The sequence below is a fragment of the Candidatus Zixiibacteriota bacterium genome (genome assembly GCA_035380245.1).
Classification (GTDB): Bacteria; Zixibacteria; MSB-5A5; order GN15; family FEB-12; genus DAOSXA01.
In genome coordinates this window covers 1,085,138-1,109,085 of record DAOSXA010000001.1, presented here as the reverse complement: position 1 = coordinate 1,109,085, position 23,948 = coordinate 1,085,138, and the positions used below count along the sequence as shown (strand labels likewise).

Annotated in this window: 9 protein-coding genes; 2 read left to right on the top strand and 7 right to left on the bottom strand. The window is 53.2% G+C overall.

Translation table 11 applies throughout. The features are described from left to right. Nucleotides 1-763: 763 nt before the first annotated feature. The gene (locus PLF13_04215; protein ID HOP06478.1) at nucleotides 764-2,311 is read right to left on the bottom strand and encodes a T9SS type A sorting domain-containing protein; all 1,548 of its coding nucleotides are present in this window, start codon (nucleotides 2,309-2,311) and stop codon (nucleotides 764-766) included. A 779-nt stretch (nucleotides 2,312-3,090) separates the two neighbouring features. Between PLF13_04215 and PLF13_04210 the strand changes: the two genes are divergently transcribed. Continuing rightward, the gene (locus tag PLF13_04210) at nucleotides 3,091-3,774 is read left to right on the top strand and encodes a methyltransferase domain-containing protein (protein ID HOP06477.1); all 684 of its coding nucleotides are present in this window, start codon (nucleotides 3,091-3,093) and stop codon (nucleotides 3,772-3,774) included. A 146-nt stretch (nucleotides 3,775-3,920) separates the two neighbouring features. Here PLF13_04210 and PLF13_04205 read toward each other — a convergent pair whose 3' ends face one another. The 6 genes from PLF13_04205 to PLF13_04180 all read right to left on the bottom strand — a co-directional run bounded on the left by PLF13_04205 (nucleotide 3,921) and on the right by PLF13_04180 (nucleotide 20,888). Continuing rightward, the gene (locus tag PLF13_04205) at nucleotides 3,921-4,640 is read right to left on the bottom strand and encodes a hypothetical protein (GenBank protein HOP06476.1); all 720 of its coding nucleotides are present in this window, start codon (nucleotides 4,638-4,640) and stop codon (nucleotides 3,921-3,923) included. A gap of 4 nt (nucleotides 4,641-4,644) precedes the next feature. After that, complete coding sequence (locus PLF13_04200; protein HOP06475.1) at nucleotides 4,645-5,448, bottom strand: hypothetical protein; 804 nt, start codon at nucleotides 5,446-5,448, stop codon at nucleotides 4,645-4,647. Nucleotides 5,449-5,519: 71 nt separating this feature from the next. After that, nucleotides 5,520-13,466 (bottom strand): right-handed parallel beta-helix repeat-containing protein, encoded by a 7,947-nt coding sequence (locus PLF13_04195; GenBank protein HOP06474.1) that lies wholly within the window; start codon nucleotides 13,464-13,466, stop codon nucleotides 5,520-5,522. A 758-nt stretch (nucleotides 13,467-14,224) separates the two neighbouring features. Next, on the bottom strand, nucleotides 14,225-18,427 hold the full coding sequence (locus tag PLF13_04190) for a T9SS type A sorting domain-containing protein (protein HOP06473.1): 4,203 nt from the start codon (nucleotides 18,425-18,427) through the stop codon (nucleotides 14,225-14,227). After that, the gene (locus tag PLF13_04185) at nucleotides 18,424-19,029 is read right to left on the bottom strand and encodes a hypothetical protein (protein ID HOP06472.1); all 606 of its coding nucleotides are present in this window, start codon (nucleotides 19,027-19,029) and stop codon (nucleotides 18,424-18,426) included. Before PLF13_04185 ends, PLF13_04190 begins: the two co-directional genes overlap by 4 nt. Then, nucleotides 19,026-20,888, bottom strand: a complete 1,863-nt coding sequence (locus PLF13_04180) for a serine/threonine-protein kinase (protein ID HOP06471.1) — start codon at nucleotides 20,886-20,888, stop codon at nucleotides 19,026-19,028. The genes PLF13_04185 and PLF13_04180 overlap by 4 nt, the downstream gene beginning before the upstream one ends. A 219-nt stretch (nucleotides 20,889-21,107) precedes the next feature. Between PLF13_04180 and PLF13_04175 the strand changes: the two genes are divergently transcribed. Then, nucleotides 21,108-22,955 carry a sigma 54-interacting transcriptional regulator gene (locus PLF13_04175; GenBank protein HOP06470.1) on the top strand — a complete coding sequence of 616 codons (1,848 nt, stop codon included), beginning with the start codon at nucleotides 21,108-21,110 and terminating at the stop codon, nucleotides 22,953-22,955. Nucleotides 22,956-23,948: the final 993 nt, after the last annotated feature.

The following is a 23,948-nucleotide window of genomic DNA, read 5'->3' as shown; positions in this document are numbered from 1 at the left end:
GCCCGGTATGTTCAAAAAGGGCGGTTTCATTTTCCCGCTTCCTCTGGAAGATCTACCCTGAATTTCTGGTCTGTCGTCATTGTGGAAACGAGCTAATCTGGACCGAGAAATGGAAACGAGTATTTCACTGGAATATAGTCCTGTGTATCATCAGCGCGCTCATTCTGGCAACGATCTTTAAGATCGCCGGGATATCGTTTTACATCTACATTGCCATCGGAATTGTATCAGGCGTTATCTTTTCCGGTTTCTTCTGGAACCGATCTGAATACCGTAAGACTCAAAGACCTCCTGCGCCTGAACAACCACAAGCGATTGATTAACCGAACCTGGTAACTCGGCATAGTGGCCCGCCTTCATTACGGTATCCCTGCTACCCGGGTGACTCTCCTTTCAGAGAGTGTTGAAAAAGCCGTACGCGCGGATGTTCAGCAAGACACGTCTGTAATGCGAGCGACACAAGGCCGCCCGCTATGCGAAGCTAGGGCTCTTTACGTGGGCGGCAGACGTCTCGTCTGCCCCTGCAGCAGCCCATTCCGGAGAACGTCTTTCCGTGAAAGCGGGAATCCATCTTCATCTTTTTTGTGCCCCACCCCTCGGGTGGGATTTGCGAAGCGACGCAGCGAGGTTTCGCTGTCATACCGCCTTGCACTACGGCACAATTATCGTATATTCCATTTATTATGAAGCCTTGTAGAACGAGCGGGAGTTTTCTTCTGGAAACCCTGGGCAAGCCCAGGGCCACCCGGCGTGAAATACGGCTCTATTTCAGAAGCAACATCTTAGTGGAATTGGTCACACCATCTATGTCAAGAACAGAGAAATAGACTCCACTGGGAAGCCGACCGTGTTCGCCGCTGTCGGTGTCCCAGGAGTAGACGTGCTCTCCGGCGCTCAGCACCTTGCCTTCTATCAACTGCGCCACGCGCTCGCCGAGGACGTTGTAAACAGTCAACGATACCGTGGCGCGTTCTGACAGTTCAAAGCTGATCTCGGTCTGACCGTTGAACGGGTTCGGAAAGTTGCTGAGTCGGTAGTCCGGACCGGGAAGCGTGGCCGGCGAATGCTCCGAAACATCGGTCGCGATATCGGGTCCACCCTTGACGACAAACACATCGCCCGGCTGGCGGATCGTGAAGTTTCGGCACGAAAACAGGATGTCGTTGAACCCGTCGCCGTTGAAGTCTCCGGCCGAGGAGACACGATAGCCGATGTATTCCAGATCGGCCGGCGGCAGATCCTTCGAGGAGACATAGTCGTCAATGACGGCGTTGAACCCCGGACCACCCGGATAGATATCGACCGTTCCATGCCGCGAAAGCTCACATCCCCCCGTTGCCAGGTCGCTGTAGTTGTCGCCGTTGATGTCGCCGACACCGGCGTAGTCGACCGCCATGTACTGCAGCTCGGCGTCGAAGACCGTATCGGCCTCGGGTCCGCCGAAGTAGATGACACCGTGATAACAATAGTTGACGCCCAGGTCGTCCCAGCCGTCGCCGTTGACGTCGCCGATGTTGCTCATCGCCCAATCCGCGAAGTACTTGTGCGGGCAGGCATCTCCGTACTTCAGCGCCAGCTCGGTGGGATAGCCGAGAATGAAGTCCGGCGACTGCTGGAAGTCCGGTCCCCGGAACACATATACGTAGCCCAGAGTGTCATTGTTCTCTGAGAGGGCGATGGCAATATCCAGATGTGTGTCGCCGTCGAAGTCTATCAGATCGAGAAAACGTATGTCGTGATCGCCGCCGGCCTCCACAAAGCTCCAGTCGGGGATGGTGTCCATGTGCGGCTTGCCTCGGAAGTAATACACGTAGCCGGTGGAGCCTAGCTCCCAACGCCAGGTCACGATGTCGCCCAACGAGTCATCGTCGATGTAACCGGCGGCCAACGGCCAGCCGAAACCGTAGTTCAGGTAACCCGGCAGGAGAGAATCGTAGGGCTCCGATCCGAGCGAATCGCCGTAACCTTTGTAGAATCTGATAATGCCGTGCTGATTGTAGTTGGCCGTGTACAATCCCGAGACAATAACGTCGTCGATGCCGTCGCCGTCCATATCGATGGGCGGGTTGGGCCGGGCCATGCCGTCGAACACCATGTCGGGCTGTATGTCGGGGGTATCACCGCCGTAGAAGATACAGAGGCTCGGAGGAACAGCGACTGCCGCGGCAATATCGTCGTATCCATCGCCGTTGATATCCCCTATCGACGAAACGGAGAAGCCTGCGTACGAGGCTGGGTCGGTCCCCCTGAAATGAAAGATTACATCAGAGCTGTCTACCGCGGAATTCGCGCTCGCAACGAGCAATAACAAACATAGCACCCCGAATACCGTCAAGACCGTGCTCTCGTGGTTGCACAAACACCTATTTAACACACTCCTCCCATCGGTCGGTAACGCACGAACCGAACAGAGTCAGCCATGCGAACACAGCGGATAAGCCAATATCGTGCGATTCATTCCAATCATTCCCGTTGTCGCACCAACCCTCAAATTGTTGAAAAAAAATCTCTAGTATCGAATAATACTATAATTAATATCGACGTCAAGTTATTTATATTGAGTTATAGGTCTATTTTATCTTCTTAAGATACGGCACGGATCGGGTGCCGGACAACACAAACCTTTGTGCTGCAATATATAAGCTCGTCTGCGACAAAAATGTCTTCTTCGGCGTTCCGTACTTCTTTGTAGAATTACGGCAGCATCCACCGGTCGTGGAACGCCGTGGTTCCCTAGTGAACTGAACAACCCTCCCCTCCTCACTTTCCCTACAACCTCTCCAGACAATTCGGCTGCGCCCCCTTCAATGAAGCCACTCGCCAAAGACCTGGACCATATCGAGAGGAGAACGGAACGGCACAAAAACAAAAAAAGCAAAACAAACCCAATTCACTGTAACCTGCAGGAACTAATCAAGTTGGGGCTGATGACTATTCCGGCAATGTGGATAACCCGACAGCTCAAACCCGCACAGCGGTAATCTACCCAACCCGGACTTGAAAGATCGCCGGGAACGTGGTACATTGAATCCGTTATGATCACAGTTGACCCGTTGTACGCATTCCGTTTCATCGCTTAAAGAAGAAAAAATGATCACGATCAAAGACAGCACTCTCGGAATTATCGAGGCTGTTAAACCGAACAGCGTCCTCGACATCGGCTGCGGCTGCGGAACTTTCACCGCCAAAATCGCCCCGCATTGCGGCCGGATAACCGCAATCGATATCTCCCCCGCGTTGATCGAACGCTGCCGCACGGAACAACCCGCCGACAACATCATCTACGAAATCATGGACGGCACCAGCCTGTCGTTCCCCGATAACTCGTTCGACGTTGTTTTCGAACGGGCGGCATTTCATCACATGAAAGACTGGCAAACGACGCTCACTGAGATGATCCGCGTGTCCTCACGATATATCCTTGTCGAGGAACCGATCGATGATCTTCGCAGCGACGCCAAGCGTCTCACTCATGCCGCACAGGCTCTTTACCTTGAAGTGCAGGCCGAGGCCGATTATTCGCATAGCCCTTATCTTGCCGTTAAAACTCTTACCGATTTCTTCGCTAACCATGGCCTTGCGCATGACTCCCTCGTCGTCAAATCCGACCGTGAATACGCCATGGACGGTTATTTCGACCAGTTCGAGCGTTTCGCCGAACGAACTCAGCGCCGCGATTATTGGATGGATCGCCTGGAAAAATTCCTCGCCGAGCACACCGGTGAAATGCTCTGTGAAAACGACCGAATCGTCATCGTTGCGACCAAATCATAGAAACCGGCTCACTAAAGCTCGTTGACGACATTTTCCATCATACGTGCAGGCTTAATCGAATAGAAACCGGTCGGCGCCGAGCGACACCGACCGGAGAAGGAAGGTCGTATACTCAGGATACAACCAAGTTGGGAATGTTAAACAACCTATGGTTCTTCAACACAAGGCGGCTGACATAGCCAGGGCCCTTGTTGGAACATCCAGTTGACCAGAGAAACCAGATCGCTGATATCAATCGGACTGGCGTCACAGTTGAAATTCCCGGACCACACCGATGGAAGTGGTTCCGGGCCGTTCAAGAACATGTATTCAACCAGGTAGACGACATCGCGTATATCAATCGAGTTGTCGGCGTTGACATCACCGACATACTGACAAATACGCACGAATGTCCGATTGATCACATCCACCGGAATCGGCTGGTTGTAACGATCGAACACCAGCAGCTCATCTACCATTATATCCGTTACGCCGAAGGCCTTAGGTACAGCGGTGATTGTCAATAATTCACCCGGACCGTTCAGCACGGCGCTGTCGCGCAGATAAGCGATATCGATGTCGATATGATTCGAATCCGGGCGGAGACGAGTGTAAAAGGTCGTCACACTGTCCTCATCGAGACCATCGAAAAGATCACCCAATTCGACCGTACTGCAGGGTATGGCCGTCACCGTGTGATCAAAGGAAAGCGTAAGATGAAATACTTTCGCCCCGACCAGATTTTCGTCAATCATAATATGTTCATAGAAAAACTCATTGTTCTGGGAATAGATCGTGTCCGGCTCCAGACCAAGCTGAGCTGTCTGCGCCATAACGCCGGATGCCGTGAGACATACAGCCAGAACAAAGAAGAGCATACTTTTCATATAGTCACTCCTGTTGCGGGCAAAGCGTGCACGGCGCCGGTCCGTTGTTGAACATGTAGTTGACGAGATAAACCAGATCGGATATATCGGGACCGGTTCCGTCGCAGTTGACATCCGCCTGCGGGAAGTAGTCATCACCGGCTTTGAAAGCCGGTTCGGGACCTCCCCCGAACATGTAACTGACCAGGTAAACCAGATCGGATATATCGGGACCGGTCCCGCTGCCGTTTATGTCGCCGCCATAGGTGTACTCCGGCGGCAACGGACAAACATACACGACAGCGTTTTCGGTACCGGCTACGATATTGCTGTCCGGATCGACGCAGCCTTTGACAATGGTCGAATCATCGACATAACCGAGTTCAACAACGCCGCCACCGAGAGATTGAAACAGCAGGGTGGCAACACGGTGGTATCCGTTAACAGCGATGTCACAGTCGTTGGATTCCCACAAGATGCTCCAAACACGACAAACCGTGATGGAATCGTCTACTGTCGTCAGGTCGTAGCCAAAGCACGTATCAACCGGACAATTGCCCATGCCGTACCATTCTTCGTCAGGCCAGGCATCGATGAGTTGAACCGTTCCGGTATTTGTCCAGGCAATGTCGGCGGAATAGAAAGTGGCATCGACCACTCCCGAATCCAGGGCCACCTCGATTTCGAAAGTATCGCCGATATGTTGCACGATTTTAGCGTGCGGATTCAAGACCACAGTCGTATCGGCCGATCCGGCGGCAGCGTGCCCGACGATTGTAAAAGCTACGAAACAAGTCGACAGAACCAATCGCGTCAGGAACCACTTCATTAGCTATCCCTTTCCGGAAGCGGTCGGGGTCATCCATGACCCCAACCATCTTCCAGTCGGTCAATGACCGTCTATTTCACAAGCATCATCTTGCGCGTAAGGTTGACATCCTCCGTTCGCAAACGATAGAAGTACACACCGCTCGAAACCGGATTGCCTGACTGATCATCACCGTGCCATACGGCCGTATGATAACCGGGATCAAGCCGCTCGTTTACCAGAATCGCTACTCGTTGCCCGACCAGGTTGTAGACTTCCAGAGTCACGTGAGCCGCTTGCGGCAGTTGGAAATCAATCTGGGTGCTCGGGTTGAACGGATTAGGGTAGTTCTGGGACAGAGCGAAAGTTCGAGGCAGGCCATCGCCGGGCTTGGCGACATTGACGAGATCAACATCGACCTGTTCGTTGTCATTGTTGATAACGATTCCTTCGACCAACTCCAGCGATGGCGCGGCGCCGTCAGTCTTGAGACGGAAACGAACCAGATCACCGGAGCCCTTGATAGCCAGACCGTTACCCAACAGGGCGAAGTCGATTTCGATGCGATCGTTGACTTCGCGCACATCGACGAACACCGGATATTCGGCGGTCTCTTCGATCGCCAGTGAATATCCGTCAAGGTCGATCCCGGTCGGACACTCGATCGCAGTATGGATGATCTTGGCGTCGCCACGGGCGTTGTTCAGCCTGAGTACATACTCAACCTGACTCTCGACCGTTTCAAAACCAAGCGTCAAATCCAGCGGTCCGTTCGTCTCGGTTTCAGCGAACAACGGTACGGCCTTCAAGGTCGGATTAACCGTTCCGTAGTTGATCGCGAAGATCGCCAGATCAAAGACGTTGACCGTGTCGTCCGGAGTCGGTACACCGTGCGGATTGCCGTCCGCAGTCGGACCCCAGTCAGCCTCAGGCTGCCATCCCGCATTGCCGGGTCCTTTCCAGTAGGCGAAGCCTAAATGGTACAGGTCGCCGTGATTGACATAACCGTTGTAGACGCCGAAATTGGTCAGATCATCGGCAACATCACCCAACCAGTAGGACGTAGAACGCGCCTGCGCCGAAGCGTCAAGAACCGAATAGTTCCCGGCCGCGTCATAGGCGAAAATGGCGTAGTAGTAAATGTCGCGAGTGGTGTTGTCGAGCAGATATGTATCGACATAGCTCGTCGCCGATCCGTCGAAGATATTATCTCCGGTGTTATGATCGGCCGGGTAGCTCGGCTCCGGTGTGTCATAGAGCGGATAATCGCCCCAGACAACACGCTGGATGACATAACCCGTAACATCACCGCTCGCGGAAGCGGTCCAGTCAAGATGGACCTTGTTGTGTCCCGGTTCCGCCGTGAAATCGGTCGGCGGCGCCGGCGCCGAAATATCCTTATGGAAACACCAACTATAAGTACAGGAATCGGCGTTGCTTCGGGCATTGTCGTCGATCACCTTGAAATGAACGCAATGTTCGGACTCGCTCAGTCCGGAGAAACCGGGAACGATCCAGGCCGCATCGGACCAGGATGTACCGTTGTAGCCCGGACCGGCAACGGCAATCCAGCCGGTTTCAAGGCAGTCGTCGATCTGGTAATATACCGCATCGATATCACAGTTATCCGAGGCCGCGATATCAACCACCGGCGCAGTATTGTAGTAACTACCTGCAGCCGGTCCGTTGAGTACGAATTCCGGATCGTCACAGTCGGCTACCAACGTGATCGGTGCGGGCATGGTGACGGCGATTTGCTCGTTGTCCGAGTTGAACAGCGTCGCACTAAACGGAGTTATTTCGGTCCCTCCGCAGAAGCTGACAATGCCGTTCATCTCCACCCTGAACAAGGCAGCCGGTCCCGTTACCGATCCGGTTCCGATCAGGAAATCGACATACAGCGTATCGAAGGTCGTGCCGTTCTCAACACGATCACCCGCCAGGGTTACCTCGGGATTGGCGCTGGCGACATCGACTACGGTCAAACCGGCATCGTATACGAAAACGAACGAGCCCGCCTCAAGGTTGGTAATCGCTTCGTTCACGTTGACATCGAACGTGAAATTGCCGTCGCAATGGTAAACGATGTCGTCCGGAGTCAGATCGATACCACAATCGACACTCGGATAATGATCGATCGCACCGGCATCACCGCCGACCAGGTAATAAGTCGGGTAGCCTGCGTTCGCGGCAAAATCCGCCCAGCAGTTACCGACACTGACGCCGTCATCCCACATCCCACCGGCATCATCATCGGCATTGCAGGTGTTGTTGAAAATGTTGCCGTAACAGGTCAGGTTAGTCGACGAACTAGCCGATGTCACGATACCGTACTCGTTGCCAAGGAAACGGTTGTTGTTGGTAACGCTGACCGTCGAGGCGTCATACTCATCGTAACCGATATTCAAACCGGCCGAACAACCGGTGAAGAGGTTGTCCTCCAAAATGGCGTTCGTGCCGGGTCCGTAGTAAGTGGTAACCAGCACCCCGGCCGAGGTGGAACCGTCTGAGGACGCTACCCCCGTGCATTCCGTGAAGGTGTTGCCGACGATATCAACAATGGCCCCGGCATTCATGTCGATGCCGTAGTCGAGCCAGTCGCCGTCACCCTTACCGGTGTAAGTGTTGTAGGCGAAAGTCCCGGGCACCCACATAAGAGCGCCAATGCGGCCAATGTTATCGAACTCCGAATGTATGATAGAGACACTGACACCGCTGCCGAAAGCAGCAACGGCCGTCCCGGCATACCCCGGATGAATCATGTTCTTGAAGACGATATCATCGAGGAAACCGCTGCCTTTGTGACGAATCCCTTGATAAACGTTAAAACCGTCACCATCGAGCGTCACCTTGCTCATGTTGAGTGCAATTCCGTCCTGAACCAGGAACCAGCCGCGGGCATCACCCGAGCTGCCGGTGTTGGCCGTAGGAACGATTGTCACTGTTGACGAAGCATCGCCGATGATATCCAGATCGCTGTCTATCACCACCTGCGGTCCCTCGGCATAGGTACCGGGTGTGAGATAGATAGTACTTGACGTCACCAGTCCGATTGCCTCGATCAACCGCGTTTCGGAACCGGCCTGAGGACTGTCGTCATCGACGTAAAGGGTGCCGAAACTACCCTGGAATCCGGTCGCGATCGGGTCGGTATCCGTACCCGTTGCCAGCCACGGAGTATAGTCGACCGGACCTTCGAATCCTACGGCGACTGTCGCCGGATCGACCGCGCCCCACCAGTTGCCGGAAGCATCGGCGGTTTCACCCGCTCCGGATTTGACTGACAGGGTGTTGCCGGTTATCGAGTTGTCGTGAATCGCCAATGTCGCACCGGTCGGGAGATTTCCAAACGTAGCGGTGTTGCGATCATAAACAGCGATACCGTTCTCGAACCCGGTAATATAGTTATTGGAGATATCCAGAACGGCACTACTGGAAAGCGGACCGAGCCAGGAGTCATCAGTAGCAACATAGATCGCCGTGGTATTGGGCGGACCACCGTTGGCGCCGCCGACATTGCCGCCGTCCATCATGTTGCCGCTGACGGTGGCGTTCGTAATCGGCCCTCGGAACACAACACCATAGGTAGCCGAACTGAACGAACCGGTAAACGTAATCTCGTTATCGGTAACGGCTATCTGACTGGTAGCGGACTCGCCGCCCGATCGGAAATCGATCAGACCAACGCCACCCGAACCACCGATATCGACACTCTGGGTGAAGGTATTGTCGTCGATCGTGATCGGACCTTCGATCACGGCGACCTGAGTCGCCGGATCCAACTGGCCAATCAGACGAATACCGGCACTCCAAATGGAATTGTTGAACGTATTCCCGCTGATATCGACATTAAGAATCGCCTCACCGTGGGCATAGTTCCACATGTAGACGCCGCGACCGTAATCAGTGAACAGGTTACCCGTCACGGAAATGTTTTGAATGTCGAAGTTGGGAAGGCTGCCGTCGCCGATATATATACCGGCCACTGCCGCCGTACAGTCCTCGATCTCAAACGGTCCGAAAGTGTTGCCGTCAACATCGAGGCCGTTGATATCCGAACGCAGATAAATACCCACGAACAGATATTCGAACACCGATCCCGACACGGCAAAGTCGCTGAGCATGAAATTATTGCCTGCGAAAATACCGATCGCACGTGAGTATTCTCCGAGATTGGTGGCAATAAAGTTGGAATTGCTTACGGTCAATCCCGCGAAGGTATTGGTTATATTGACACCAAAGGCATTTCCCGGTCCGGGATTATTGCCAAGATTGGTAATGTCAACGTAGTCGAGGGTGAGATTAGCCGCAGCACCGGCTACCCGTACGCCTTCGACTAACTGTGTCGGATGCGTGATGCCGATTTGCGACAGCATTACATCATCGGCCGTAACCGTAATCGCCGGCCCCGTACCGGTCGGGGTAATGAGAGTCGATCCCGGTCCGGCGCCGATCATAGTCAGTGACTTGTCGACAACCAGGTCCTCGACATAAGTTCCGGCCGCGACATTGACGGTGCTGCCGGTGACGGCATTGATACCTTCCTGAATCGTGACAAAGGCATCATAGCCGAAAGTATGCCCGCCAACCTGATCGCCCGGCGAATATCCGGTCCAGTCGTCATCCACCCAGACCTCAGTCACGGGATAAGACAGCGTACAGTTGGTATGCGAGGCATCGGAGCACCATGGATCGAAATCGACTTCTCCTGAAACGAGCCCGGAGATAACCGGATAATCGATTGTTCCCCACCAGTTCTCCTCGGCATCGAAGATAAAGCCGTTGGTCGGGTCGCCGTTGACCACAACACCATACTGGGCTTCCGGATTCCCGGCGGTACCGTTGCCGTAGATATCATTGCCGTGAGCCTGAATATCGGTAGCACAGTCAAAACAGGCATACTGTGAGTCGGCCGGCGCCGGTTCGAACTGAGCATTCCAGTAGTTGCCGAGCAGATCGACGATGACACCGTTCCAGCCGTTGTCATGGATGGCATTTTCAATGATCATGACGCCGTCGTTTTTCGGACCGGTATAGATGCCGCTCTTACTATTACCGTAGATGTTGTTGCCCTCAATAGTAAGATTGACCGGACCATAGGCGGTCAGCGGATCGGACACCTTGTCCGAGCTTCCCCGGATCAAGAGGATGCCGTGACCGTACTTCAGTTTGTCCGGATCATCTCCCGGCAGTTCTACGTTGTCATAGATCTCGTTATTACGGATCACGAGATCGGAGAATCCACCGGCCGTCTCAATACCGCTTCGGTGAGAACCGTATATCTCGTTGTCTTCAATCACTGTCCCGGCCATCGAGGCAGGCCCGGGAGCGCCGTAAGCGTAATAAGACGACCAGATAAATACGTTGTCGCCGTTCCCCTTACAGTCGAAGATCTTGTTCCCGGCGAAGCTGCTGTTAACCACCCCGTTGTCATCGTAAGGATGATTGACAATATAGAGTCCCATCCGACCCTGAGCCCCGTCCTGAGAAACCGTATTCGTATTCGGGCCGATGACATTGTTGACGACCTGAATGTTGCCGATTTCTTGTGAATAAGCGTACACTCTGACCAGCGAAGTGTTCTGATTCGCCACCGCGCTCAATTCCTGCACCACGAAGCCATCGAACGTGACATCGTCGGTGTTATATATGTCCACAATTGTCATATACCCGCTTGCAGGATCAGGATGCATAATGATGGTCTCGACCGCATCGTCCCAGGTATACCCGGTCGGTACGGCGTATCCATTCTTGTTCACTCCGGCCGTTGCACCGAATAAGCTGAGCGGTTTGGTAATAGAGAGCGCTTCGACATAAGTCCCGGCCGAGACATTGATAAGGTCATACGGATCAGCGGCATCGATAGCCGCCTGAATGCTTCCGTTAGGAGTCACGTACAACTGGGTTACGTCAACCAGATCCTCGATATACATATCGTTGCCGGTTAAATGTCCAATCGGCGCCAGCGACAACACCGTCGCAGCATCGGTCAACGTCGGTACGAACCAGACACGCACCTGGTCGGGTGAGTCATCCTGTTCGCCGTGCACCGCGAATCCGAAATCGGAGGCCTGCACCGTAACATCGGCGCCGTCCGAGATATTGGTGCTGTAGGTGATGATCGCGTCACCCGAGGGCGCCACGCCGGGATTGTTGTAATCACCCATTTCCAACTGGAATACATCGCTGAAACTGTTGGTCCCGGAGAACACTATCCCGCTGACACCGAGGGGTGTATAATTACCCCAGGTGGCCACGCTCACACCCTGCCAGGCATTACCTGAAACCGTCAGATCGGAGACATCGACCCCGTTGCAGTCAACCAGCGAGAGACCATGTCCGCCGTTGTTGATGCAGGTGACTCCGCTTACGGTCAGATTGCTTGTCCCAAGAGCATCGACGCCGCTGCGATAGACATCACGCACCGTCACATCGATCAGCGAGCAACCGTCCACCTGACCGAATTTGATTCCATAACGCGGTAATGAATTAGTCGCCGTCGACTGCAGCGTGAGTGATTCAATCGTCACATTGTCGGCATCGACGTAGATACCGGAATTGTTCGAGGCCAGACCGGTCGGATCGATAATCACTGTGGCGCGATCCTCACCTACCAACTGCAGACCCGTCAGTGTGATATTCAGGGTCTCGTAGTAGGTTCCGGGGGCAATCAGCACCGTGCTGCCGTCCACGACATCTATCGCTTCCTGGATAGTGGCAAAAGCATCATACTCCCAGATGAAGTTCGTTCCGTGAGCGTCGTTGTAGACGTCAACATCACCTTGCCAGGTGAAGTCATCGTCCACGAGTGCGTCGGCCAGATCATACACGGCAGTGTTGCTCGTGTAATAAAGCCCGGCGGTCGCTTCACCACATACTTCAGGATAGTGGTTGCCGGAAGAATACAACCAGCCGCCGCTGGGATCCTGCGTCGCCGCCAGGAAATACCCCATCTCATCGATTTGACTCTGGTAGCCGACTTGATCCAGGCGACCGAGCGTCATCATGGCATAGGCCGTCGTTTGCCAGTCATCGTCGCCGGGGTTGGCACCGTAACAATAGCTGACACCGCCATGATTGGCCTGACTCGCCAGGAGTCGATCAACCAGGTCCGGTATTTCCGATGTATGCAGATCAGCTGCAACGAAGGCATCGATCAAACCGCTGATACCGAGATTGTACCAGTAGAAGTTAACATCGTTGTAGTCCGGATCGAACCCGGCATCGTCAACTATATCAAAATAGCCGGGATTATCCATGTAAGAATCCTGGTACAGCACCTCGGCCATGGCATCGGCGTCGGCATCGTAACCGTTGCCGGGGAAACGGGCGTCCAACATGGCGGCCACGCGAACCCAGACACCGACATCCCAGGCTATAATACCGTTCGGATAACCGTTGGTTACACCGCGATAATCCCGAACAAACTCGGCGAATGCCTGCGCACCGCCGTAGGAGGTCATGCGGGCATCGTATTTGGCGCGCGCCGAATCCTGGTATTCCGTGCCCGAGACCGATGAAAGATCGTTGTATTGCATCAGGAATATGAGGTCCGATCCGGAACGCACATTTGGATTATAAATCATGGTATCGGCGGCATCGGTCATGGCCAGCAAGTAACTTACCCCACCGAACTCAAGGTGAGTGTAGTACAAACCCAATGCCGTTGCACCGTAGAGATTGGTCGAACTGGCTGAGGTTGTGTGTGAAAAAGGCGCCGGCGGTGAGGTAACCCGCCAGTCCCAACCCCCGTCGTCCGGGTCATCGGGACTATCCGGATTGCCGTTACCGGCGTTGTCCTCGGTGATATCGGCCTGCATCTTACGCAGGTAGTTGGCGCCGTATACCTGCGCCTGATGGAAATCGACAGCGCCGTCGACGCTGAGCGACTGTGTCGGTATTCTATCTCTGGCCAACAACTCCATATCCGGTGTCGTTGTCTGGCCCTGTTCACTCCAAGGTATCGCTACTCCGGCCCAGGCACTGGCTGAGCACAGCACCAATGCGAGAATAGTACCCATTAGCATTGAAGATCTCATTACTTTCCCAACTCCCAAGGAAGAGATTGATAACTATGGATAACGGATTGTACTTTCGCGGCTTTCGCCTTTCCCCAGTACGATCGTAAAATGGGTATTCTGAGCTGTTGTCCCCTCGGTGAAATTCCCTCCGCGCTTTACAATCGGCAGTGTGCAAATCGGTGGTGTGCGCGATTACTGCATACCGTCATCTCCCACAAGAATTACATTTCTCTATTCTGTTCACCTCCTGTCATGAGTTACCGAAACGATGAGCACACTTGATGCAGACTCACTGCTTTAAGTTAACATACCTCTAACCGCAGGAACGCAGTTGTCTGTCGAAGATTGAATATAAGCGGTATCATGTGAGAACTGCCTGCCGACCAGCAATCCTTTCGGATGAGCAAACCGATCTGTCAGGTAGTATATGAAACCATTATGCTATATATAGGGACTTTCGTCAAGATCAAAGTGAGTGATATCACCTAGGGAATAAGCCGAATTATCGACACTAGTGCTGCTATCAAAACGAACAACGGTCTTGATATATCATGGAAATGATTATAGGATCATGCGGTTGCACTATTGAAGAAATCGTACGCTCTTATATTCGGGAAACCACAACGGCGATACGGGTGACACAAGGCCGCCCGCTACGCGAGGTCAGGGTTCATTAGCGCTTAGCGGCAGGGCTTGTCTCCGCCGCATAAGGGATTTACAAAAACTTCCGGTTGACAGAGCAGGCGAGCTTCGTGGGACTCGCCTGCTGTTATTATCTACTTGAGCAATATCATCTTGCGCTCGAATACCTGCCCCCCCGCATCGAGCCGGTAGAAATACACACCGCTCGCGACAGCTTTGCCGTCGATCGCGGTACCATCCCAGTCAACGACATAATGACCGGCGGCCATGGTGCAATCAACAAGTCGGATCACACTGCGGCCCAGGATGTTGTAAACCGACAGCCGCACACGACCGGGTTGCGCCAGATCGAATCCAATCGAGGTACTCGCATTGAATGGATTGGGATAATTCTGGTTCAAATCAAACCGCGCCGGGACCGTGGGATCATGCTCCGAATCGGACTGACCGGACTGGTTTAGTGTCGCTTGTACCAACAAGGTACGGTTACCGGTTGCGTCGAGCATCAAGTCAACCGTCTCCGTTTCGGACAACGTTCCCAATAAAACTCCGGACCGATCGAACACGGCAATTTCGATACCTTTTGGTAAATCAACCATCTGGTCGGTCTGCATGATCACGCGATCATGAGCTTCGCCGCTTAATTGCATCGTCCAGATCAGGATTGAGTCGCTTGTTGCCCGGATGTCGGAAGCGAGAGTTGTCTTGTTGTCCTGGCGGCACACGGCGTCAAGTTTCAGAGATGTCGAGATCGCAGGAGGCGAACTGAAGTCAAGGCTGTCCGATCCGGCGGTTGCAACGGGCGAAACACCGATCCAGCAGGTTGAACGTTGACCGTCACTGTTGGCGGCGGCGATCTCCGCAAACCATGAGCCCGGATGTTCGGCGAAGGGAACGGTTGTCTTCAATTCGGTATATTCATCGTAGGGAATCAGCAATTCCAAACTGTCGGTCGGATGAACATTCCGCACGAAATACGCCCTGAACTGCTCCATCAATGTTGTTGAAGAATAACTTCGCCGCGCGGGACTATAAGCGTGCAAACCGTTCTCGATATAGTCCCCATAGCTCGTGTCTTCGATGCGACCACCCCAATCGACATCGAATGCAAACGGGTTGACGATCTGGTTCCAGCCGGGAGCGAGGATCAGTCTCGCATAGCCTTGCCCGTCGATATAGACATCGGGGACAGTGGAATATCCGTGGGCGTGAACCGTCGTCGCCGAACGCGATATCAGCCAATAACCGTGGTACGGTAAAAGGCTGTCCAGTTCGGGGTATTCATCATAGGCCGCCAGAGTCGGATTCCAACATCCGAATCGGAAGTTGAACCCATCATTGTTATCACCTAAAAGCGGTTTAAGAATGGAATCAATGACCAGACTGGACGGATTCATGGAAAAACCTACCATCTGGTAATTCCACGGCACGATCTCGAACAAATCAGTCGTGTTCGGTATCTCCACCTGGAAATAAAACCAGGATTCATTCTCCGAAGCATTCGGAAGTGTGTTGGAGACACCGTTGTCAACGGCTCGGAAACAGTATTCGATAGAACGCAGTCCGAGCACGCCGGAGGGTATGCTTCCGGTATAACTCTGACCCGTGGCAGCGGTCATAATCACACTATCGCGATTGTGTCCTCCCCCCTGCCGATAGATCAACCAGACTTCATCCGGTGAACCCGAGACGTTTACCTTCAGCGCTACATTATTAGCATGGTTGAAGAGCGTATCGTTGTTGTACTCATAGAGCGTCGGCAACACCGTAAAAAGAACACTGTCCGGTTCATGACCAGCTCCGGCGGCGACAACATAGGTCTGTCCGGGAGCGACCGGATTTATCAGACCACGGGTCGAGACCAAAACAACGTCATGGTCGCGACTCAGCCATTGCACCGCCGAGTCGAGATTGATTTCGATCCCGGTGCAATCGTATTCATAGACATGGCACTGTATGGACGTACCGCATTCCGTTGAATTTCTATCGGCAGCAACCACCATATCCGGATCGATGTAAATCCCCAGCGCACCGATCTGCACGCTGAAGTCATTATTGTCTGCGGCACAGGGAGACGAAAGGGACAAATGGAAATCACCGCCTTCCAAGTCACAGAGGAGCGGGTCTTCAATCAGATTGGTGACATCATACGGAAACCCGTTCGGATTGGACTGAGCCTGATCTCCGCAGTTCCCGTAGACATCGTTACAGGTTACCACCGTTCTCTCTACGTTGTAGCCGCCAATCGATATGCCATATCCGACATCACACTCGCAGGTTTCGATCGGTCCATTATCAGTCACCAGATTCCGCTCGAAATCAACATCGACGAGGAAGCTCTGAAAACCGAAACCGTGTTTTGCACCGCGGTTGCCGACAATCGTGTTGCCGATCACTCGAAAGGGATTGACAGTGGTAGCATTATAAAGGAAAACTCCACCACCAGCATCATAAGAGTAGTTGTTGCTAATGATGTTATTTTCCAGTACCCCGCCGGCAGCATCGGTGGAACTCAAAATCCCTCCACCGTCGGTGCTTATGTTATCCCGTATGATGCTGTTACGTAGAACAACATATCCACCATAGTAGAAACAGACTCCACCGCCGCCGGCGTCATCGCCGCCGGAAGTCGATTCATTATGATGGATATCGCAGTTCTCAATAACCACGGCAGCGCTATCGATTAAAATGCCGCCGCCTCGACCGCTCTGCGACTGGCTATCCGGGTTACCGCCGGTTACTTCAAAACCGGATAAATACATGGTATCCGCAAAGTCCTCAATAAAGAGCACCCGGTTGCCCGGCTCCGCCTCGAGAACGGGCCGACTGGTCGTGTCGTACGGAACCATTACAACGGCTTTGTTGACATACAGACTTCGGGAGTAAGTCCCCGGGTGGACAATGATGGAGTCGCCCGGTTCCGCCCCGTTCAGAGCTGTTTGAATGTTGCGCAGTGGCGCTGTCAGGCTGCCGTCGCCGGTCTCGTCGCTCCCGTCGGTTGACACATGCCAGGCACTCGGGATCACGAAGTCGTTGTCATATAACTCCTGGGCCGCCAGATCATTGGCCATCATCTCAGTGATCGAGGCCAGGCGATTGTCACCGCGACCGAACACCAGCACATAAATTAACTCGGTGCTGTCCCCCGCCGGCAAAGAGACTGGACCGGTCGTATTCAGAATCTGCATATCGCTGCAGGTTGCCTGGATATCCCCGGTGCCGGCCACCGGATCGCCGGCATACCAGAATGGTGTGCTGTCTCCTGCTACGTCGTACCGGCTGCCGTTCGCGTGAAGGCCTCTCAGGTAGTTGTATGTCATCTCCGGTGAGTTCGGCGTTTCCGATTTGACCATCGCCGTGAAGGAAGTCATCTCAACGTTTTGGTACCCGGTGAGAACGCTGTCCCAGAAATGAGCCTCGTCGCCGCCGTTACCTGTTTCAACAATCGGCCCGCGAAGCAGATCGATCCCTACGGCCGGCTGCATAGAGCCATACAGGTAGTCCCAGTTGGCACTGTTGTACCCGTAGCCCAGGTTGCGAGTTGTGTCGCAGGCCGTAAGATCATCCTTGTCGTAGTTTTCGCCGGGCTCAGCACGACCAATATCAACGTCACACCAATAGCCTAAATAACATGAGTCGATATCGTTGGCGCCCTTGTTGAAGATCCTGAAGCGGAAAAATATACAGTTGCTCAGCCAATCCAGATCGTACGCCCAAACCGTCTGACGCACCTCAAGACCCAACGACAGCGTGTCGCCCCCGAAATACTCCTGTAGCGTGGAGTCGGCATCGTTGTAGACAGCCCAGAGCATCTGGTTGCCCATCATGTCCGGTGTTCCGTCTTCTCGAATCGGAGCCCCTTGATCGACCGGCCAGTTGGTGTAATCGGCATTGGGAGTACCGGCCAGACTATCGGCATAAAGCTTGTAAACTTTGAACGAGGGATCATCCGGTTGGAAAGTCCCGCCGCTCATGGGACCGGGCCGGTATTCCGACTGCTGATCGTAGCGGGCTGAAGCCATTCGCACCTGACCGTCCACTGTGCCGCCGATCCACAGCGCCGTAGTGTAGACACAAGTTTTATTGTTCGCGCCCGAAATGATATCCTCAATCCCGGTGTAAGGGAAATAAGTGCCGGTCGGTAAATTAAAAATCTCGTTCAGATCCTGACCCAGTTCACCGTAGTTGGTGATAAACATGAGGATATTGTTGGCGTTGATATAAGTATCCTCGGTATAACCGAGCGCCGTCGTTCTCCCGCTCTCGTTTCTGTCAACCGACCAGGCCGGCACAAAAAAGGTCAGCAATATAATACAGATAATTATCGTTGTTTTCATTTGCTGCTCCCCGGAGGATTGGGAAAATCAGGAAACTGCGCATCCTTCTGACCGGTCACGCTCGAAGAGGAATAAATGATCGCAGCCACCGTCCCGGCCGTTAGCAAGCATGCCAGCTTCCATCCGTGAATCTTCTTCTTTTTCGTCAATGCACCCGACTCAACCAGCGCACGGCCTTCCTCTACCCATTTAAGATACTGCGGTACCTGGGCATAGTATGGACCGGTCCAATCAGGTCGCTCCAAAAAGCCGTATGCTGCCAGCGCTACCACGGTATCCCTGATCGTTTCCGGCGCTTGCCCTTCTTCCGTCAGTAATTGATAAGTCGCAGCAGCCAGTAAGAAATAAGCCCCGGCCGTTTCATCGTTACTGAGTTTATCTTCATCTCGATCCAGAACCAGGTTAAGCACATCAACAGCACACACCCAATCGAGTGCCCCGTAGAAATTGAGGGCAGTTTCGATGGTTGCTTCCGATCGGTTGAATTGACAACCGTTGCGTGATCCGGGCAAAGCCTGTTCGGCCCGAGAAGCACCGGCGAGGGTGAAAATAAGAAGCAGGATTATTGCGGAGGTATGCCGCGTCCATCGACAGCGCATCATTGTTTGACTTCTCCTGTTGGCTTGGCTGACCAATACACCACTAGTTTCATGTTATCATCCGTTGGAGTTCGAAAAAGATCAAAATTCACCGTTGCGCTGTCACCGACAAAGGCCGGTACTGTTCGTGCAGCGGTTTGTTTGACTGAAAAGGAATCTATCGTTGCGGCGGTCCATTCGTCTTCGCCAACCAGCTCACTCATACGCAGGCTGATCGACCATATTCCCACCGGGAGATTCGATATAACCGCCGGAATCGCCTCATAGGTTTCTTCGATGCCGTTAAAGCGCACCGTCAATCGGGTCTGCCGGGACGGATACGGCATACAGCCGATCTTCAACCGTACTCGATCCGTTCTCGCGAAGTTTCTGACCGCGTCGATTGTCAGCACCGTATCACCTCTCAGATAAATCAAATCGTCAGTGACCGGAAAACGCGCATGTACGATGCAAATCTTGTGTAAACCGGGTATTGTCATCAGTGAATCCTGACCAGCCTTTATCGGACGACCGTCGAATTCCAGAGCCACCCATGGATCCGGTTTGGTTTTTACCTGCACCGATATAGAATCGACGCTCGGGTGCGGAGGGATGACCACAGGAGATTCGCTTTCAGGCGACTTGGTTGTACTGCGTGAAGGCGGATCATCATGGGCAGTTTTTTCCGTGTTGTTCTTCGGTGTTTTCGAAGCTTCGTTTCCGCTTTTCTCTACTTCCGGCTTATCCACCGGAATATCCGTCTTGCGCGACTTGGCGTCATCCACAGAGTCCATACTTATCTCGGGAATAGCCGAGCCATGATCAATCGGCAGGGTCGTATCGTCTTTGCCGATAGAATCAACGACAGCCGGGATCCTTGCCGCCGTTCGGATCGAATCCGCCACGACATTATTGGCAGTAACTCCGGGTTCGGATTGTGAATTGCCTATATTCGACACCACCAGATAGACGGCCGCAACCACTATCAGCGGCACGCCAACGAACATCACTAACTTTTTAGGGCGCTTGATGCCGGTTCGGTCCGGCAGCGAATTCAGAAATCGCAGGACCTCATTCATATCCTCGAACCGGTCCTTTTTCTCCGGCGCCGTGAGACGCTTCAGAAAGGCACGGAACTCGGGAGACAATCGCCGAGCGGCTTCACCGTTCCAATGGTTGGGATTCGCACCCAGTCGTTCGTGGCGCAGACGCACCCCGGTGCTGAGTTGAAAGAGGGTAACTCCCAGAGCATATATGTCTCTCTGGATCGGGTCGTCAACGGCGTCGTCATCGAGCTGATCCGGCGGCAGATAGGACCAGGTCCCCGGTGTGGGACGATCCTCGGTCAGATGATGACTGGTTCTCTTGGCAATGCCGAAATCGATCAAGCGCACATGACCATGACGGTCGATCATGATGTTGGAGGGTTTCAGGTCCCGATGGTAAACCTCGTTGGCATGAGCATAAGCGAGCGCCTTGATTAAAGCCAAAGCAACGGTCGTCACGCGTTTTTCGGACATCGGTCCGGAACTATGGACAAGCTGTTCGCAATCACTACCGTCAATGTAGGGGATTACTATCGCTTTCTGGTCCGGAAGATAAGCCTGGACACCACAAATGTTGGGGTGATCAAGATTGGCCTGAATAGCGGCTTCGAGACGGAAACGGTCAATCGCCTCGGGGCGCATGAGAAATTTGACCACGACCTTTTGATCGAACAGCTCCAGGTTCCGGGCAAGATAGACATGACCGAACCCACCTCGCCCAATATACCGCTCGATCTGGTATTTTCTTACCAGAGCCGTTCCGAGTATGCCAAGAGGGTCGGTTTCGCCCGTCTGCGAACCCTCTGCCGGCGTCTCATCGGTGTATTCATCAACCATAAAACCGTCCCCAGCACATTTTGCGAATATGAATCACGGTCCGCTAAAAGTCAAGAGAGCCGGTCGTTTAAGCCTATAGGTACTTCTAGTTCTAAACAATGGAGAAGGATTTAGATTGCGATAGCAGCCGTTTGTAGATACCTTCCGTATTAACTAAAGCTGCCAATTGCTGTTTGCTCTGACCCAGCGGCCGCTCGTAGTAAGAGGGAACCACACTAAGTGCCACAGTTGATTATCAAACGCGGAAAAGTTCAAATTGATCGTTTTCCCTTGAACCAGGACATCACCACCATCGGACGCGGTGGCTCGACCGATGACCCGCCTGACCTTGAATTGCTGGACACCCACCGCCGGGTATCGCGCTACCATGCCGCTTTCGTGCATGATGCGGATGGACGATACTGGGTAGTCGATCTGTTTTCTTCCAACGGCACTCAGGTCAACGGAGAGATGATCTACCGCAAACGACTTAATAACTCCGATGTCGTTCAGATTGGTGATTTCCGGCTGATATACGACGAAACCGAACGAACCGATACCGGTCTCCCCTTGCTGGTTTTAGTCGATGAGGATATGTCTGCCGTACCCGGCATTACCGGAACCAGTACCGTCATGCGCGAGGACCAAACCCATGACGGCATTGAGCTGCCCGATCAGGATTGGATTATGCTCAACGACATCCTCACCCGTTTGAAGCACCTGGGCAATTCCGGCGCAATCGTATCCGAGCTGGTAATGTTGCTGGTAAGCTCCATGAAAGCTGATTGTGGTTTCGTTGCCGTTCTTCACGATGAGGGAGTATTGGTGCCTTTGGCCGCCCATGGCTTCAACCGCAACGACAATGTTCGCTATCCGGTTTCGCAGGAATGCGTTCAGGTCGCTCTGAAGGAAGGCCACTCTATCCTTCGTACAGTTCCCCACGGTTCCGCCCTCTGCTGCCCCGTAACGGATCAATCCAATACCACCGGCGTTCTTTATTTGCACTCCCGGAATCGCGAGGCATTCGCTGAGTCTTCGACCATCCTGCTCGATCATATCCGCGACTGGATCGAAGATAAAAATCTGCCGGTAATGAGCACGCCTCCGCAACGCAACACCTCCGAAACAGTCAGCGGGCATATCAAATGGCCCGGCAAGGTAGTTACGTGTAACCATAATATGAGGAAACTCCTGGCGAATCTGGACAGAATTGCCAAAAGCGATACTTCGGTTCTTTTCCTTGGAGAAACCGGCACAGGCAAGGAAGTCCTCGCTGAGCGGTTGCATCTTAAATCCAGTCGAGCCATGGGTCCCTGGTATCCGGTGGAACTTTCCGGGGTCGAGCAACAGCATGTCGATGGACTTCTCTTTGGCTGGGAAAAAGGATCTTTTACCTCGGCCGACCAGGATCGCCGAGGGGCATTCGAAATCGCCAATGGCGGCACGCTCTTTCTTGATGAAATCGGTGATACCAGCATTAATGTACAAGCGAAACTCCGCAGAGCGGTTGAGGAAAAACAAATACAGCCCATAGGGAGCGAGAAGGCTATCAAAATCGACACTCGCGTTCTGGCCGCAACCAATGTCGATCTGAAAAAGGCCGTGGCAGAAGGGCGTTTCCGGAACGACTTGCTAATGCGCTTCACCAGTATCGAGAACATCCCCCCCCTCCGCGATCGCCTTCAGGAGCTCCCGCTTCTCTTCAATTATTTCATCGACCTTTACGAAGGCTCCCTGGTGGCTGTTTCACGCGGCGCGATGCGTCTTCTTTATCGTTATTCCTGGCCCGGCAATGTGCGGGAAGTACGAAGAATGGTCCAGCGATGGAACAATCTCGGTAAGAAAGTGGCCTTCTATTGGGATTTACCGGAGGAAGTCATTAACGAAACCGCAGCATTCGCAACCGATACCGACCGCTTTCGCACTACCAAACAAATCGAGAAGGAAGAGATCACCCGGGTTCTTCGCATGACAAAGGGCAATGTAGAAAGAGCGACTAAAATCCTCGGTTTCGGTGGAAAACAAACTCTGTACAACAAAATGAAAGCGTTCGGGCTTTCACCGGATAACTTCCGCAATCGTAACTGACAACTTGCCCGATCACACTTCGGAGACCGTCCAGATCTTAGACGCACCGTCTTGCTGCTGGACGCTTTTTTTCGTAACGGCCGTTTCATCGTTGTCTTTCCCGACATATTAGTTGATTGACTCCCAACAGCATGCAGCGACTCATGCAATGTTGCCTCAATAGTCGGATTTGGGCACATCGCTTGCAATACACTTGTCTGGGACGAACTAGCTGTGCAAGTTCTGGCGTCGCATCGTCCGGGTCAGGAGGGGAACTCTGCCGGCAACTCACCATGCGAACCGCCGTTGAAAGCATAGCCAATTGCTCAGAAGTAGTGCTGAGAGTCTGACGACACGGGGGGCTCTGTCTGCTTCTGTTCGATTCCGACGAGCCAGGGAAGTGTCACCGGGCGCCGAAAGGGGTGTCGCTTCAAAATCCTAGGCTTGGTTCGTGGGATAGGGGTTCCGGGAGGGGCCCCGGAAGGGGACCCTTCCCACGACCTATTTTTTACGAACCCGGCGATGTTTGTGCTCACATTGCCGGATTTCCTTTTTCCCCAATATATTTATAGGTAACAGGACAGGCGAGCCCTCCGGCTTGCTCTAACCGGAGGGCCCTTAGGGGCACAGGGGGAGGGGAACCGTGCCCCTGTATTTTGTGATGTAAATCGGTCTCTCTAGCTATATGACTCGGAGTTTTTCAATCATTCTATGATCAATAATACTCAATTGCAAGTCCCTTTTTATCAACAACGGCATTCATATAACTGCGTGGCGCATTGATCCGTTGCCAGGCATCCGCCTTGCTGAGAACCGTTGAAAAAGAAGTTCCCCCATGACAACAGCAGAAGGATTTCCATACACTGTGAAAAGCCATTTCAATACATCCTCAGAGGCAGATAGTTATCAAACGAAATGTCACAGCCCCGGTTGTATATAGTTTTAGTTGCGGCAGCAAAAAAAACGAAACTTTTCTATTTCTGTCGCGTTTTGTCCATGACTAACCGTCTTACC

Excerpts from the sequence above, each read along its gene's own strand:
- PLF13_04205 (HOP06476.1), bottom strand. The coding sequence starts at position 4,640 with ATGAAAAGTATGCTCTTCTTTGTTCTGGCTGTATGTCTCACGGCATCC.
- PLF13_04210 (HOP06477.1), top strand. The coding sequence starts at position 3,091 with ATGATCACGATCAAAGACAGCACTCTCGGAATTATCGAGGCTGTTAAA.
- PLF13_04195 (HOP06474.1), bottom strand. The coding sequence starts at position 13,466 with ATGAGATCTTCAATGCTAATGGGTACTATTCTCGCATTGGTGCTGTGC.
- PLF13_04185 (HOP06472.1), bottom strand. The coding sequence starts at position 19,029 with ATGATGCGCTGTCGATGGACGCGGCATACCTCCGCAATAATCCTGCTT.
- PLF13_04190 (HOP06473.1), bottom strand. The coding sequence starts at position 18,427 with ATGAAAACAACGATAATTATCTGTATTATATTGCTGACCTTTTTTGTG.
- PLF13_04200 (HOP06475.1), bottom strand. The coding sequence starts at position 5,448 with ATGAAGTGGTTCCTGACGCGATTGGTTCTGTCGACTTGTTTCGTAGCT.
- PLF13_04180 (HOP06471.1), bottom strand. The coding sequence starts at position 20,888 with ATGGTTGATGAATACACCGATGAGACGCCGGCAGAGGGTTCGCAGACG.